The sequence below is a fragment of the Gottfriedia sp. NPDC057991 genome, from assembly GCF_042886615.1.
GTDB lineage: Bacteria > Bacillota > Bacilli > Bacillales > Bacillaceae_G > Gottfriedia.
In genome coordinates, this window is the sequence record NZ_JBHVQN010000002.1 from 320,654 (window position 1) to 336,532 (window position 15,879).

Below are 15,879 nucleotides of genomic sequence, written 5' to 3' on the forward strand. Positions count from 1 at the left end.
TTAGCTAATCCAAAATGGATTAGCTAAAACAAATTCACCAAAGAGAGTAACCATTATTGGTGGAGGTATATCTGGTTTAGTTAGTGCATCACTTTTGAAAGAAGCAGGGCACCAAGTTACGATTATCGAGGCAAATAAAAGAATTGGTGGACGGATTTATACAAAAAGAGAACCCTTTCTTGACTACCAGTATACTGAACTTGGTGCTATCCCATCATTTCACCATTTAACATTTGCATATATAAATAAATTTAATTTAAAAGTAAATGAATTTATCAATAGTACGCCAAATGATTTAATTTACGTCAATAATATATTAACAAATGTAAAAAGTTACGAGATGGATCCGGATATATTAAACTATCCTGTCGCACCAAATGAAAAAGGAAAAAGCGCTATAGAATTACTCGAATCTGCAATTGGTCCTTTGGTAGAGTTTATAAGACAGGATCCAACAAAAAATTGGGATATTGTTATTGATAAGTTTGATCACTACTCTATGGAAAACTTTTTAAGATTTAATCCTTTCGGAAATTCTCTATCTTCAGGGGCAATTGATATGATTAATTCAATGATCGGTATAGAAGGTTTTCCAGAACTATCATTTACTGCAATACTAAGAGAAGTACTTATACTTATAACACCAAACTTAAAATTATATGAAGTTACAGGTGGAACTGACTTCCTTATAAGAGCATTTTTACCTCAATTAAAGGACAATATTATGCTTAATGAAAGAGTAAGTAAAATTATACAAGAAGATACAAAGGTAATCCTTTATTCAGAAAATGAAGTTCTTAATAGGCAAAGTCAACATGAATGTGATTATGTTATTTCAACAATTCCTTATTCTTTATTAAACTTTGTAGAAATTCTTCCTTATGAGTCTATTTCATATAAAAAATGGAAGGTTATAAGAGAACTACATTACGCGGATTCAACCAAGATTGCTATACAGTTTAAAACGAGGTTTTGGGAAAAGCTTGGTATCTTTTGGGGGAAATTAGTTACTGATTTACCTATTAAGTCTTCCTATTTCCCTAGTCATGATTTTGGAAAAGAAACAGGCGTAATTATCGCCAGTTACACTTGGGGGGACGATGCAGCAATTTGGGATAATATGAAAAATAATACTCGCATTGATAAAGCATTAGCTAATCTTTCAATCATTTTTGGTGATGTGGTTTATAAAGAATTTTTAGTAGGTTATTCGCAGAGTTGGACACAATTTTCATTTTCCGGTGGTGCATTTGTTATGTATAAACCGAATCAACAAAAAGAGCTCGGTCCCTATATTAGTTCACCAGAAGGAAGAATTCATTTTGGGGGTTCACATGCATCATCTACTCCTGGGTGGATGCAAGGGGCAATTGAAGCAGGAGTTCGGACTGCTAATGAAATTAATAATTTATAAGGATTTTATCTAACCCAACGACTCGTTGGGTTATTTAGTGTTTATGTAGAGTTCATGAAAAAGTAAAAAAGTATGAATCTGATATCTCGAAAAGGGAAAAACAGGAATTTGAATAGAATGGATATACATTAATTTGACATACTAAAAAAATATGAAAAGAAATAAAAGGAGGGAAGCATAAGATGAGAAGTCAACTTGCAGTAATAAATGCGCTTAAGCAAGAATTTGAGGGAGCAAAAGATTTAATTGTCCATTCATTTGAATATTATGAACAACAAATTTGTTTGATCTATCTTCAAGATCTATGTGACGCGGATAAAATAAAAACTGATATCATCCAACCACTTATGCTTTGTGATAAAGAAAGTAAATTTCTGTTACACATACTCTCCCTATCTAATTGTGAGTCGATTCAAAACAAAAGGTATTTAGGGGAATATATAATTTCTGGTAACGTGTTAATTTTCATATCGAATGGGATCTATTCTTTTAATGCAATTCGTGCTATGAATACTCAATCTGAAGAAGCTTCAGTAGAAACATCAGTTCAAGGACCACAAAAAGCTTTTTCACATGACCTCAGTACAAATATAGCGATAATTCGTAAAAGATATCCTTCCAATAAATTAAGCATTGAGTATCAAACAGTTGGAACAATCACAAAAACAAATATAGCAATACTTTATGATTCTAATTATGCAGATAAAAAGGTAATTGATGAATTAAAAAGTCGTCTTAAGAGGGTAAAGGTGGATGTAATACAAGCAGCTGGTCAATTAGAAAGGAAACTTTCTGATAAAAAGATTCATTTATTTCCTACCATGATGATAACAGAAAGACCTGATCGAACTGTTTTAAATCTTGCCCAAGGTAAGGTTATTATTGTTATGGATGGAACGCCATTTACTTTGATTACGCCTACTGTATTTTTTGATTTTATAGCTTCAATGGATGACTTATATCATTCTTTCTGGATAAAAAAACTTTTGCAATCAATAAGATATATTGCCCTTATTATAACATTGGTGTTACCTGCTTTTTATATTGCAATTACCTCGTATAACCCGGAAATATTAAGGTCCCAACTTACTTTGACGATTGCAGGTAGTAGGGCAGGAGTTCCTTATCCATCATTTTTTGAAGTGCTTTTTATGATGTTAGCTGTTGAAATGTTAGTTGAAGCTAGTATTAGACTACCACGAGTAATTGGCCCAACTGCTACGACTGTTGGTGGACTTATACTTGGTCAAGCTGCACAACAAGCACAACTTGTAAGTTCCATCATGATTATTATTACTGCATTTGTTGCCATTTCTAATTTTACGGTCCCAATCAGTGCAATGAGTTTCTCAATTCGATGTATTAGATACCCACTGATTATATTAGCAACTCTATTTGGGTTGGTCGGATTAGTTGGAGGTATGCTTGTACTTATCTGTTATTTTGCTAATAAGCGAAGCTTTGGGACTCCTTTTTTAGCGATTGAATGGGGATCTTCCGATAAAATTGAAACGATAACTGAGAACCCAAAGGGGGGGCAAAGCTAGTTGACCCGTCACTTTTACTATACTGTACTGCTAACAATGATGTTGAATATCATTATCAATGTACCAATGATTTTAATTGGCGAGCGTTTTAATGGGTCAATTATATCTATGGTGTTAAGTGTTTTGATTGGTGGAATATTTATTTATTTGTTTACGATTGGAATAAGTAAATTTCCTAATAAAGGATTGCCCGAAATTTTTAACAATAGACTACCTAAACTTGTTAAAAACATTTACTTAGCATTTTTAGGCGTAATGTGGTTGGCTGCAGGGGCATTTGTTTTAATTTCTTTCACATATATTACTGTACTGTATTTAAATACTGAGTTAAATATGGGATATGTTTTAGCTTTTTTTCTAGTTATTGTTATTTATGGCGCAAATTGTTATACAAAATCAATCCTCAACGTTATTGAAATAATGGTACTTGTAGCTACTCCAGTTGTTTTTTTTATCGTTTATAAAGCTTTGGCAAGCAATTATTTTTATTTCGTCCATATTAAAAGAATACTCCATTATTTTTGGCAAATGCCTAACTATAGTTCTATTTCAGCTGCTACTTATTTTTTTACAGGCTATATAAATCTAGCGATCATCAATCGTTATCTTGAAACGAAAAAGGTTGTTAAATTTCTGTGGATTTTACCTTTAATCGGATTCGTTGTAATTAGTTTTACATTTTTCGTCCCAATTGCTTTTTTAGGTGTGAAAGGGATTAATGATGTAGTGTTTCCTTGGGTCTTCATAACTGATTCTCTAAGAATGGAATATGGGTTTATCGAAAGAGTGCTATATTTGATGCTTTATATATTCCTTTTGTTGTCACTATTATTTAGCATATTAACATGGCATGTTGGTTTAAAACTATTTGAAGGAATGTTTTTTTATTATAATTTGAAACCTGCTAAAAAAAGGAAATTTTATGGATATATGATCTTTCTATTTTTTGGAGCCGTTACGATGACACTGCAGACATTTACGAACGAAAGAGAATTATTTGATCTGATTAAAATATGGCAAAATATCCGTTTTCCTGCTGAAGGCATGTTAGTAGTGTCAATTTTTTTCTTATCACGGAGGCAAAGAGCATGAACCGTATTTTAACGTTGTTGTTAATTATGGAATTAAGTTTTATGTCTGGTTGCCAATTACTCGATGTTGATAAACGTTTTTTTGTCGTAGCGATAGGAATCGATCATACAGATGAAAATGGCGTCTACCTTGTGTCAGTGAAATTAGCCATCCCATCAGCACAAATTGGAGCGGGAAAGTCTAATTTTCAAATTATTTCTCAAAAATCAACTTCAGTTTCTGAGGCCATTAGAATAATCCAATCTTTAGTAGATAAAAAATTAGATTTTGCTCAATGTAGGGTAATCGTTATCGATAAAGAGCTACTAGTTGAAAACCAAATTGATTTGATGAAGTGGTTTATTAAACGGCCAGATATTCAAGGTGTTGCTTATGTAGCTGTAGGAGAACCTTCTGCAAAAGAAGCTTTATCATGGAGGGTTAAATCAGAGAGATTAGCGGGTAACGCTGTTGTGTTAGCTTTTAATGAAGAATCAAATAGGTCACCATATGTAATGTCAGAGATACTTAATGATTATTATATGCGATTGATAGAAAACGGTATAGATCCATATTTACCTATTATTGAACCGTTCGATAGTTCCTTTAAAATTAATACTTCCGCAGTTTTTAAAGGAACAAAATTTAAAGCAGTATTAAATCGTGATGAAACAAGGATGCTTAATGTGCTCTTAAATCCCAAAGTAACAACATTAATTAATGTTGGAAAAGGAAAAAATCAATTTTACATAAGTGCTGAAAATACGAAAACTGACATGAAAATTGTTATGCCTAAAAATAAAAAGCCATATCTAGACGTTCATATAAAGGTAAAAGGATTTATTGAGGAATCTAATAAGACACTACATCAAGATAGAGAATTGAAAGAGTATGAGAAAAAAGCATCAATCATTATGAGCTCAAGAACAAAAAAATTTCTAGAGCGTCTACAGGAATTAAATGTTGATCCACTTGGACTTGGGTTAAACTTTCAAGCAAAATACGGAATGACAAAAAAAGAAATAAATAAGTGGAAAGAAATTTATCCGAAACTTGAATTTCGAGTAAAATCTGAAGTTAATCTAAAGGGTACTGGTACCATGTATTAAATTTTTAGATCTATGTTAAATAAATAATTTTAAAATTTTATTTTTTCAAATAAATACTAGGGTAAAAGCGCTTTTTTGATAAAAATGTTTAAATTCCTTTATTGACAATCTGTTTACTAGGATTTATGATTCAGTTAATGAAATTACATAACACAAACTTATCGAGAGTGACCGAGGGATCAGGCCCTATGACGTCCGGCAACCTCCTTATGAAGGAACGGTGCCACTTCCTGCAGAATGAAATCATTCTGATAGATAAGTCGAAAACAATTGTTTCCGATGCCTCTTTCTGAATGAAAGAGGCTTTTTCTTATTTATTTACATAGGAGGTTAACATAACCTTAGTACTTTGGTTTTGAGATGCATTTTATTAATAATAAACCCAACTTAACCAATGCGAAAACTAGACAATTTTAATCATAAAGGGGAGAATAGAAATGAAATATGGTTTTTGGTTACCGATTTTTGGAGGATGGTTACGTAATGTGGATGACGAAAGCATGCCACCAACATTTGAATATGCTAAAGAGGTCATTCAATCAGCTGAAAAATGGGGATACTCGACTACTTTAATAGCTGAATTATATTTAAACGACATTAAAGGGCCGGAGCATGATTCACTTGAAGCTTGGTCAACAGCAGCGGCGCTTGCTGCAGTAACGGAAAAAATCGAAATTATGACTGCGATCCGTCCAGGTTTTCATAATCCTGCAGTAACAGCAAAAATGGCTGCGAATATTGATCAAATCAGTAACGGTCGTTTTACGCTAAACGTCGTTTCTGCATGGTGGGCAGAAGAAGCTCGTCAATATGGCGGTATTTTTACTGAACATGATGAGCGTTATGCTCGTACAGAGGAGTTTATTGATGTCCTTAAAGGCTTATGGACAGAAGAAACATTCAATTATTCAGGTAAATTTTACGACTTACAGGATACGAAGCTTGCTCCAAAACCTGTTCAGAGACCAAATCCGATTCTTTATGCAGGTGGAGAAAGTGAAAAAGGAAAGCAAACCATTGTAGAAAAGTGCGATGCATATGTTATGCACGGTGGAACAGTTGAAGAAATTAATCAGAAAGTAACAGATATGAAGGTACGCCGTGAACAAACTGGCAATGCACCATTAAGGTCTTTTGGTATGGCTGCTTATGTTATTTGTAGAGATACAGAAGAAGAGGCTTTGGCTGAGCTAGAAAAAATTACGACTGTGAAAGATTCAAGCGGTTATGCAGGCTTTAAAGACTTCACTACAAAATCACAATTAGAGCAACAAATCCAATTACAAGATTACTCAGTTTCAAATCGTGGTCTTAGACCAAATCTAGTAGGAACACCAGAGCAAATTGCAGACCGAATTTTACAATATGAAGAAGCTGGCTTAGACTTATTATTATTACAATTTTCACCTCAACTTGAGGAAATGGAACGCTTTTCACAGCAAGTTATGCCATTAGTAGAACAAAAACGTAGTTTAATAAAGAACTAGAAAGGGGATTTAAAGATGAGCAAAGTATACGTAATTCATGAAAATAGTGAGTGGACTGTGCATTTAACAAAAAGATTAGAGGAGCTTGGCGTTCCTTATGAGGAATGGCATTTAGACGAAGGTACGGTAGATTTATCAACAGCACCACCAGAAGGGATCTTTTATAGCCGAATGAGTGCTTCGTCTCATACTCGTGATCATCGTTTTGCAGCTGAATTTACGGGGCAAGTATTAGCTTGGCTTGAAGCACATGGTCGTACAGTGTTAAATGGAACAAATGCCTTAAAGCTAGAAGTTAGTAAAGTTTTACAATATTTAGAGCTAAACAAGTATGGTGTGAAGACTCCTAAAACGATCGCAGCAGTTGGAAAGCAAAACATTATTAAGGCAGCTAATAGCTTTGCTGGACAATCATTTATTACGAAGCATAATCGTGCTGGTAAAGGCTTAGGGGTTCAACTATTCCATAGTATCGATGCTTTAACAGCTTATGTGGAAGGACCGACTTTTGAGGAACCAGTCGATGGTATTACACTGATTCAAGAATACATCCAATCACCTGAAAGCTACATCACTCGTTGTGAATTTGTAGGTGGAAACTTTGTTTATGCAGTTAAAGTTGATACTTCAGAAGGCTTTGAACTTTGCCCAGCTGATGCGTGCCAAATTGGTGATTTGTTCTGCCCAGTTGGAGAAGAAGTAGAAGAGAAGCCTAAATTCCAAATCATTGAAGGCTTTGAGGACGAAATTATAAATAAATATAAAGAGGTTCTAGCTAAAAATAATGTTCAAGTTGCCGGAATCGAATTTATCAGAAATGCTGATGGTACAATTTTTACTTATGATATCAATACAAATACCAACTATAACTCAGATGCAGAAGAAAAAGCTGGAAAATTCGGAATGCTCGAATTAGCTTCATTTTTAAAGAAGACTTTGGAAGAAAAATACACTACAACAGCAACGTCTTAAGAAAATCTATTTAGAATGACGGTAAAAAGCTCAGACCTACACGTAACAAAGGTTTGGGTTTTTTTTTGTTCAGTTTGTTAAATTTTTTCTTGAACTAAGAGTAATAGGCAATTATTTGAGAGGAATATGCTAACGATTAAAAATAATATATTGATAATATTAGATTGTAAGTTGTTATTAAATTTTGAGGCTAAAAAAGGTCAAATGAATTCGTACTACTTGATTTTTAAAATGTACTTTTAAGATCAAAAAGGGGGATACAAATGAAAAAGACTTTTTATTTAATGAGACATGGGCAAACATTATTTAATAAAAGAAGGAAGATTCAAGGGTGGTGTGATTCACCACTAACAGAATTAGGAATTAAACAGGCAGAGGCTGCTGCGAAATACTTTAAAGAACAAAATATTATTTTTGACCATGCCTATTGTTCCACATCAGAAAGAGCGAGTGATACGTTGGAGATCGTGACAGAATTGCCGTATACAAGATTAAAAGGATTAAAAGAATGGAATTTTGGAACGTTTGAAGGTGAAAGTGAAGATTTAAATCCACTACTGCCGTATGGTGATTTCTTTGTTAAGTTTGGCGGAGAAGACCAAAAAGAATTGCAACAACGAATTGCTACTACATGTCAAAAAATAATGGATGAAGATAATGAAGTAGTATTAGCTGTTTCTCATGGGGCTGCATTGAGAAATTTTATGAGGTGCTGGGAACATACTAGCTCTGTTACACAACAAGATCGAATTGGAAATTGTTGCATTTTGAAGTTTGAATATGAGAACAGGGAATTTAAATTAGTTGAGATTATTAACCATAATTTTAGTGAAGTAGTCCAACTATAGTTTTTTTAGGTTAATAGATTACATATTATTGAAAGTGAGGAAAGTAAAATGGAATACACAAAGCTTGGGAATACAGGATTAGAAATATCTAGACTTTGCCTTGGTTGTATGGGATTTGGAGATGCAAAACGTTGGATCCATCCATGGGTAATCGATGAGGAAAGTAGCCGTACAATTATTAAAAAAGCACTAGACTTAGGTATCAATTTTTTTGATACGGCGAATGTCTATTCAGATGGTACTAGTGAAGAATTTGTTGGTAGAGCTTTAAAAGATTATGCCAATCGAGATGAAATTGTTCTTGCTACGAAGGTTTATTTCCCTATGCATAAAGGTCCCAACGGTTCAGGACTTTCCCGAAAACATATTATGAGCGAAATTGATAAAAGTCTTAAACGCCTTGGAACAGATTATGTGGACTTATACCAAATACATCGCTGGGATTATAACACACCAATCGAAGAAACAATGGAGGCACTTCATGATTTAGTGAAGGCAGGAAAGGTAAGATATATCGGTGCTTCTGCTATGTATGCATGGCAGTTTTTAAAGGCTTTACATGTTGCAGAGAAAAATGGCTGGACCAAATTTGTCTCAATGCAAAATCATCTCAACCTCATATACCGTGAAGAGGAAAGAGAGATGTTACCCCTATGTAAAGAAGAAAAAATTGGTGTAATTCCATATAGCCCACTTGCATCAGGAAGATTGACACGTGACTGGTCAAATACGACGCTAAGATCTGAAACGGATGAAACTCAAAAATCTAAATACGGTGCAACTGAAAATACGGATCGACTTGTTGTGGAACGTGTTGCAGAGATTGCTGAAAAACATGGAGTAACTAAATCAAACATTGCACTTGCTTGGTTACTGCAGAAAGAACCAGTATCAGCGCCAATTATTGGGGCTACTAAAATTTCACATCTTGAGGATTCTGTTGGAGCTTTGTCAGTTAATTTAACGGCTGAAGAAGTTGCGTATTTGGAAGAGCCTTATGTTCCACATTCGGTAGTTGGTGCTTTAAGTTCAAATTAATAAGTGTGAAAAGTGTATTTTTAGTAAATATAGACGTTGAATAGACTTATATATTAAAAACGATAAAAAGACATTGTATTCATGTTAAGCTTTGTGAACTTTTATTAAGCTAAGTAAGATGGAATTGTAAAGATGAGAACGCTCAAACCTAAGTATAAAGAGGTTTGGGCTTTTTTGTATTTACAGTAATTCTAGTGTTTTTGGTAGTTTTAACTTTCATTTTCCCTAAGTGAAGAAAGTAAAAAAAGTATGACAAACTCTACACTAGTCAAAATTATAGATAGGAACTTTTGTAACTAATTTACTAAAGTACAATTATGCAAATTACTTAGTGACTCATTTGGTCTTATTTTTTAAATCTGTTTTCTTATAATTAAAGTAAGACATAATCAATTAGCTTTAAGACTTATGTTTGAGGTGGCAAAAAAATGGATCGAAAAAGTTTGGCGGTTTTAAATCAGCTTGTTCTAAGAGATTCTTATATAACAGTTCAAGAACTTGCACTAACATTTAATGTTTCAAATCGTAAAATTTACAATGATATAGCCAAGATTAACGATTGGTTAAAGGAGAGTGGTTATCCGAAGTTGAGTCAAGTACGTGGACAAGGACTCTATCTTGATGAAAATTTAAAGGGGAAATTGAGAACCCAATTAATTGTAAGCGATTATCCTTACTATGAAAATTCGCCTAATGAAAGAAGAGCTTGGATTTTTATCTTTATAGCAGTTCAAGAGAGACCACTTTTTTGAATGATTTTATTGAGCTGTTTCAGGTAAGTAGAAATACAATCCTAGAAGATATAAAAAAACTAAAAGATGAAGCAAGCGATCTTCAACTAAGCATCGAGCCTGGACGTTACCAAGGTTATCAAATTAAGGGTGATGAAAATGATATAAGACGAGCGTTAATTCACTTCTTATCGTTTGTAACACCTAAGAGTGGTTGGTATCAAATCATTGTTGATTCTTCCATTGAAAATAAGCAGGAATATAAATTACTGAGAGCTCATCAATGCTGCTAATAAAGAAATTCAAAATCAGTCTTCCATTCAACCAATGGGATCGACATTTGAACAGATTAGTTTTCTATTGTATGATGCGATTGTTTTGGAATGGATCGCAGCGTTTAACAAAACACATGATGATCTGAAAGCACGACATGCAAATTTTGAATCGGTTATTTTATTGATTTTTATCAAAAGTGATTAATGGGCATCCCTAGTAGAAAGGATGCTTTTTTGTATTTTATGCTATAAAATTTCACTACCAATTTATTAGCTCTAGATTATTAAGTATTAATTAGTATATATATTTAATAATCTATGTAGGTAAAGACTTTATTCAGTTAAAATTAAAAAGACCACTTTATACAAAAAGGAGAGACTGGATTTGAAAAAGTCTATTGAATTATACACGATCAAGGAGAATGTAATTTGTCTTGTTTGTGGAAATAAAGGAGCCAGTCAGTCTTATGGTAAGTATTATCCAAATGGTGTCGGCGAGTTAGCGGATAAAATTAAATCATATGAAGCTGTAAGAGATAAACCTTATTTATCACAAACAATGGGACTTGGAGGAACGATCCCGTTTAAATGTTTAAATTGCGGTAATATCGGTCTAATAGATTATGGAGGAATTGAGGGTTATAAACAAGCTTTTAAAACGATATAGATCGCGTTATGTTAATACTAAATTAGTAGGCCTCTACCTTATTAAAGTTAGGGGTCATTCTTTTGTAAAGAATCAGAACAAAAGTAAATATTTTTATATTCTGCAATGAGTTGCTCATATGTCGTTCATATTGCTTTTTCTAAGATTTACTTGTAGAACAATTCATGGAGCAAATGTTCAAATCGTAATTTTTTAACTGGAAAATACTTCGAAAAGAGCGCTACACTCAAAACTATTAAAATCGGAAATACTTACTTGTTTCTTTGTATTGCAGAGTGATATATGTTGCAATATGCCGAAAAATCCTTCATATTTGTTAAAAAGGAGGTCCGTTATGCGAAGTGATATACAACAGAATGAAAGAGCTTTTTCTTCCAAGGAAGTAGCAGAAGAACTGGGTATTGCAACAACTACTGTTCGAAAGTATGGCCTAATCTTAGAGCGCAATGGATATGAGTTCTTGAAAGATGGCGATCGGCGTATATTTGTTCAATCCGACATTAGAGTGCTTATAGCGTTACGCGATACAGATAAGCCCCTGGAAGATACTGCAAAAGACCTCGTATTTCAACAAAAAGAAAGATTAGAGGGTTTCGATCAAACACAGATTGCAATATCCGATACATATGAAAATTTACCACATGACCCAAATCAATTAAAAGAGTTTTTAAGGTTTTTAGTCAGTGAACTCGCAGCTGCACGTGAAATGAATGTTCAACTAAAAAATGATATGTCAGAACTTAAAACTGCAGTTTCTAGACTCCAACAAGATCATCATGATATAAGTGCAAATATCGGAAATTCATCCCAAAAGACTTATATAAAAATTGAAAAATTAGCCGAACAACAAAAGATTCAATTCGAAACATTATTGGAGCAAGAAAAAGATAAAATTGATTTTTTTCAAGAAGAAATACAAAACATTCGAGAAGAACAGAAAAAAGAATGGCGTTCACAAGATGATTTTAATAAACGTTTAGAAATTGTGATACAAAAACCTAAAGATAAATGGGGATGGCTTTTCTCATTATTTAGAAAATAAGGGGCCAATTAAAGTCTTTTTATGCTAATCTTTTAAAAATTAAAAACTTTTGAAAATGCTTACATTAATAAGTACTTAAAGGTCGATACATGAGTAATGATGTATCGGCTTTTTTCATTCGTATAGCTGGTCGATACATCTTGTAATTAAATTCCAATGTCTTAGTATTTTATATCTGTTTTATTTCCTTTGAAACAAAAAAGTAATATTAAACTGAAACAACTGCACAAATTTAGAATTCATAATGGAAGGAAATAAAATAATCTCAATGAAAAAAGCCTCTTTTTAAAAATAGTAATTGAGTCTAAAATAAATGAATTGAGTAGATTTTAAAATAAATCAGTTGTTTTTAGATTTAAGGGATGGCTTACAGCTTGGTTTATTCATGTTTTTTTGTTGGCATGAATTTTGCTTAGTGAATAGTTAGAAGAGGAAGTAGTTATTTCCGATTTTAGATGGACAGAAATAGGAGGTGTTTTTTTAAGAAAGTGTGCTGTTGAGTAGGCACAAAGTTTCTATAGTGTTTTTTTAGAGATTATCAGAAATTGTAATTGTTTTTAAAAGTTTATGCTATTTTAGTAGATCAATTTTTTCAATTATTTTGCTTTGTTTTTTCTGAATATTCTAAAATAAGGGTGGGGCATTTATGGATTCTACTAATGAAAAAGGTCAGTTACAACGTTCCATGAAAAGTCGGCATTTGTTTATGATTTCACTCGGAGGAGTAATCGGTACAGGTTTATTTTTAGGTTCAGGACTTACGATTAATCAAGCTGGTCCAGGGGGAGCGGTTGTTGCCTATTTGTTCGGTGGATTGGTAATGTACCTTGTAATGGTTTGTTTAGGTGAACTATCAATTGCAATGCCAGTTACAGGTTCATTTAAGACTTATGCTACGAAGTACATTGGTCCAGGTACCGGATTTACGATTGGCTGGATGTATTGGCTTAGTTGGGCAACAACAGTTGGATTAGAATTCACTGCGGCTGGAATATTGATGCAAAGATGGTTTCCACATGTACCTGTTTGGATCTGGTGTCTTGTGTTTATAGTTCTTTTGTTAGGTTTAAACATTCTTAGTGTAAAAGGCTATGCAGAGGCAGAGTTTTGGTTTGCGGGAATTAAAGTATTTGCAGTTATAGCTTTTATATTGATTGGAGCAGCAACCATATTTGGGTTTGGTCATAAAGGGAGTTCAGCACCTTTGTTTACTAATTTTACAAAAGATGGTGGGCTTTTCCCACATGGATTTTCAGCTATATTTTCAACTATGATGGCAGTAGTATTTGCATTTCAGGGTGCAGAAGTTGTTGGAATTGCAGCTGGTGAAAGTGAAACACCAGAAAAGACTCTTCCTAAAGCAATTCGTAGTATCATTTTTCGCGTCCTGATTTTTTATGTGTTAGCCATTTTAGTATTAGCGGCTTTGATTCCATGGAGACATGCAGGAGTAGTAGAAAGTCCATTTGTTGCAGTCTTTGATAGTGTAGGTATTCCATATGCAGCTGATATTATGAATCTAGTTATTTTAACTGCTTTACTATCTGTAGGTAATTCAGGATTATATGTATGTTCTCGCATGCTTTGGTCACTTTCCAATAGCGGAATGGCACCTAAAGCTTTAGGTAAAGTTAATTCTCGAGGTGTCCCGTTTAATGCAGTATTGTTTAGTCTTCTTTTTGCATTAGTATCATTATTTACAAGTGTAATATCTGCAGAAACAGTTTTTGTCGTTCTGCTGTCTGTAACTGGACTAGCTGGTACATTCAGTTGGATGGCAATTGCCTTGTCGCAATACAACTTTAGAAGACAATTTATTAAAAATGGTGGAAATGTTAAGGAATTAAAGTACAAAGTTCCACTATTCCCATTAATCCCTATTCTTTGTCTAGTTTTATGTGGAATTTCCATTGTATTTATGGCTTTTGATCCTACACAACGTTCTTCCCTAATTGGTGGTTTAGGATTTATGGGTGTATGTTATCTTTATTACTTTTTACGTCATGGAAAAAATAAAGGTAAGATTGGCATGAAGAAAAAACACGGAGAAATACCGACTCAACAGAGTATTTGATCAGTAAAAAACAACTTTTAGATTCTAACATAAGTAATCCATTACAAGAGATGTTCTAAAAAGGAGGCTATTAAGAATGAAAAAACCGTACCTAGTTGTAGAGTGGAATGATAGTGAAACAGATGCAAAAGGGTGGTTAGTAGTACATAACTTTGTTAAAGGGTATGCTGGTGGTGGGACAAGAATGCATCCAACAGTGACAAGGGAAGAAGTTGAACGTTTGGCAGAGGCAATGGCTTATAAATATATGGCGTCAGAAAGTGTCACTACAGGTGGGTGTAAAGCTGGTATTGCTTATGATTATAAAGCACCAGATGCGTATGACGTATTAAGAAGGTTTTTGATTGCGATGATGCCATATGTAGAAGCAGGAGTATCTTTAGGAAGTGATTTAGGTACGAAGTATGAGGATGTATTAAGAGTATTTGATGAATTCAATGTAGGAATACCTTTAACAAAATCGATGAAGGAAGATGTAAGTGTTCAAAATGGAATAAAAGATTTTAATAATCTGCTAGCTACAAAAATAGATTGTTTCCTTCTAAATGATGCTGTAACAGGCTATGGTGTTGCATTTTGCGCAGATGAAGCATGGAAGTTTAAAGGTGAAAATAAAGTAGCTAAAGTAGTTATCCAAGGATTTGGCTGTGTAGGAGCAAGTTGTGCGTTGAAATTATCACAGTTAGGCTATAAAATCGTTGGCATTTCGGATGCAAATCTACTAGTTACGTGTGAAGAGGGGTTAGATGTTCAGAAATTAATTGACCACAAAAATTTACATGGAGAAATGAATCGGGAGTTTTTTGAACCGAACTATGTGGTAAGAAGCAACACTGAATGGCTTGATGTAGATTGTGACATCTTGATTCCGGCAGCTTTAGAGGATGTTATTAATGTATCAAACGCTAATCAAGTAAAGGGTAGTTTAATTGTAGAGGCTGCAAATATACCAATCTCTGCGGAGGGTGATGAGATCATTAAACAAAGAGGGATTGATGTGGTAAATGATTTTGTGGCGAACTTAGGAGCAATTAGATTTTATGATGCAGTTATTTTTGGATTAGTGAAACCTGAACCTCAGGCAGTTATAGATGATATTGAAAGATTAAGCAGAAAGAATACCTTTAATTTATTTACAGAAGCTAAAAAGCAAAAACGTTATCAAAGAGATATTGCTTGTGAACTGTTTGAGCCCACAGTTAGAGATTTGATAGAGTGTTAAAAGAAGTTAAATAATACTTAAAACCCACAAAGAAAATAAATTTCTTTGTGGGTTTTTAACATTTATAGGCTATTTCGATAGCCCTTTTTATTTATGAACTAAATTAATAGATTCACATGTAGCAAATGTTTTAATGAGTTAAAAATGACGGTTTTGAGTGGGTTTTAATTTTATTTTTCACTAATTAGATCCGTAAATATAGTAAACATTTAATAATAATAGGAATTTCGAAGTTGGCATGAGTTTTGCATTATAAAGAGTATAACGGAAATGAAGGTTAATATACCTTGAGTTTTCTAAATACATGCAAAAGCACAGTGATAACCATTTTAATTGCCTAATGGAAACTAGTAAATTAGCGAAAGAAAAGCAGATGAAGAGG

General features: G+C 33.4%; 14 protein-coding genes and 1 riboswitch. All 14 genes read left to right on the forward strand.

Annotated features, from left to right (window positions below):
* The first annotated feature begins 7 nt into the window (after positions 1-7).
* Entirely contained in the window at positions 8-1,414 is a 1,407-nt protein-coding gene (locus ACFVR2_RS09100) for a flavin monoamine oxidase family protein (protein ID WP_387361734.1), read from the forward strand.
* A gap of 182 nt (positions 1,415-1,596) precedes the next feature.
* A complete protein-coding gene (locus tag ACFVR2_RS09105; RefSeq protein WP_387360955.1) occupies positions 1,597-2,961 on the forward strand; it encodes a spore germination protein in 1,365 nt (454 codons plus the stop codon).
* Complete coding sequence (locus ACFVR2_RS09110; RefSeq protein WP_387360957.1) at positions 2,962-4,053, forward strand: GerAB/ArcD/ProY family transporter; 1,092 nt, start codon at positions 2,962-2,964, stop codon at positions 4,051-4,053.
* Positions 4,050-5,141: a Ger(x)C family spore germination protein gene (locus tag ACFVR2_RS09115; protein ID WP_387360959.1), complete on the forward strand. Its 1,092-nt coding sequence runs from the start codon at positions 4,050-4,052 to the stop codon at positions 5,139-5,141. Before ACFVR2_RS09110 ends, ACFVR2_RS09115 begins: the two co-directional genes overlap by 4 nt.
* Positions 5,142-5,296: 155 nt before the next feature.
* A riboswitch (SAM riboswitch) is annotated at positions 5,297-5,403 on the forward strand.
* A 175-nt stretch (positions 5,404-5,578) separates the two neighbouring features.
* Positions 5,579-6,628, forward strand: a complete 1,050-nt coding sequence (locus ACFVR2_RS09120) for an LLM class flavin-dependent oxidoreductase (RefSeq protein WP_387360961.1) — start codon at positions 5,579-5,581, stop codon at positions 6,626-6,628.
* A gap of 15 nt (positions 6,629-6,643) precedes the next feature.
* Positions 6,644-7,600, forward strand: coding sequence for an ATP-grasp domain-containing protein (locus tag ACFVR2_RS09125; protein WP_387360963.1), 957 nt, complete (start codon positions 6,644-6,646; stop codon positions 7,598-7,600).
* Between the two features lie 263 nt (positions 7,601-7,863).
* On the forward strand, positions 7,864-8,448 hold the full coding sequence (locus ACFVR2_RS09130) for a histidine phosphatase family protein (protein WP_387360965.1): 585 nt from the start codon (positions 7,864-7,866) through the stop codon (positions 8,446-8,448).
* 48 nt (positions 8,449-8,496) lie between these two features.
* Complete coding sequence (locus ACFVR2_RS09135) at positions 8,497-9,486, forward strand: aldo/keto reductase (protein WP_387360967.1); 990 nt, start codon at positions 8,497-8,499, stop codon at positions 9,484-9,486.
* A gap of 428 nt (positions 9,487-9,914) precedes the next feature.
* Positions 9,915-10,238: an HTH domain-containing protein gene (locus tag ACFVR2_RS09140; RefSeq protein ID WP_387360969.1), complete on the forward strand. Its 324-nt coding sequence runs from the start codon at positions 9,915-9,917 to the stop codon at positions 10,236-10,238.
* A complete protein-coding gene (locus ACFVR2_RS09145; protein WP_387360971.1) occupies positions 10,235-10,510 on the forward strand; it encodes a helix-turn-helix domain-containing protein in 276 nt (91 codons plus the stop codon). The genes ACFVR2_RS09140 and ACFVR2_RS09145 overlap by 4 nt, the downstream gene beginning before the upstream one ends.
* Positions 10,511-10,877: 367 nt before the next feature.
* A complete protein-coding gene (locus ACFVR2_RS09150; protein WP_387360973.1) occupies positions 10,878-11,159 on the forward strand; it encodes a hypothetical protein in 282 nt (93 codons plus the stop codon).
* A 334-nt stretch (positions 11,160-11,493) separates the two neighbouring features.
* Positions 11,494-12,201, forward strand: coding sequence for a hypothetical protein (locus ACFVR2_RS09155; RefSeq protein ID WP_387360975.1), 708 nt, complete (start codon positions 11,494-11,496; stop codon positions 12,199-12,201).
* A gap of 646 nt (positions 12,202-12,847) precedes the next feature.
* Positions 12,848-14,275 carry an amino acid permease gene (locus ACFVR2_RS09160; RefSeq protein WP_387360977.1) on the forward strand — a complete coding sequence of 476 codons (1,428 nt, stop codon included), beginning with the start codon at positions 12,848-12,850 and terminating at the stop codon, positions 14,273-14,275.
* Positions 14,276-14,351: 76 nt separating this feature from the next.
* Positions 14,352-15,497 (forward strand): Glu/Leu/Phe/Val family dehydrogenase, encoded by a 1,146-nt coding sequence (locus ACFVR2_RS09165; RefSeq protein ID WP_387360979.1) that lies wholly within the window; start codon positions 14,352-14,354, stop codon positions 15,495-15,497.
* The last annotated feature ends 382 nt before the right edge of the window (positions 15,498-15,879 follow it).

What these genes read in the sequence shown, in the direction of transcription:
- ACFVR2_RS09105 (WP_387360955.1), top strand. Translation starts at nt 1,597, where the DNA reads ATGAGAAGTCAACTTGCAGTAATAAATGCGCTTAAGCAAGAATTTGAG.
- ACFVR2_RS09115 (WP_387360959.1), top strand. Translation starts at nt 4,050, where the DNA reads ATGAACCGTATTTTAACGTTGTTGTTAATTATGGAATTAAGTTTTATG.
- ACFVR2_RS09120 (WP_387360961.1), top strand. Translation starts at nt 5,579, where the DNA reads ATGAAATATGGTTTTTGGTTACCGATTTTTGGAGGATGGTTACGTAAT.
- ACFVR2_RS09125 (WP_387360963.1), top strand. Translation starts at nt 6,644, where the DNA reads ATGAGCAAAGTATACGTAATTCATGAAAATAGTGAGTGGACTGTGCAT.
- ACFVR2_RS09130 (WP_387360965.1), top strand. Translation starts at nt 7,864, where the DNA reads ATGAAAAAGACTTTTTATTTAATGAGACATGGGCAAACATTATTTAAT.
- ACFVR2_RS09135 (WP_387360967.1), top strand. Translation starts at nt 8,497, where the DNA reads ATGGAATACACAAAGCTTGGGAATACAGGATTAGAAATATCTAGACTT.
- ACFVR2_RS09140 (WP_387360969.1), top strand. Translation starts at nt 9,915, where the DNA reads ATGGATCGAAAAAGTTTGGCGGTTTTAAATCAGCTTGTTCTAAGAGAT.
- ACFVR2_RS09155 (WP_387360975.1), top strand. Translation starts at nt 11,494, where the DNA reads ATGCGAAGTGATATACAACAGAATGAAAGAGCTTTTTCTTCCAAGGAA.
- ACFVR2_RS09160 (WP_387360977.1), top strand. Translation starts at nt 12,848, where the DNA reads ATGGATTCTACTAATGAAAAAGGTCAGTTACAACGTTCCATGAAAAGT.
- ACFVR2_RS09165 (WP_387360979.1), top strand. Translation starts at nt 14,352, where the DNA reads ATGAAAAAACCGTACCTAGTTGTAGAGTGGAATGATAGTGAAACAGAT.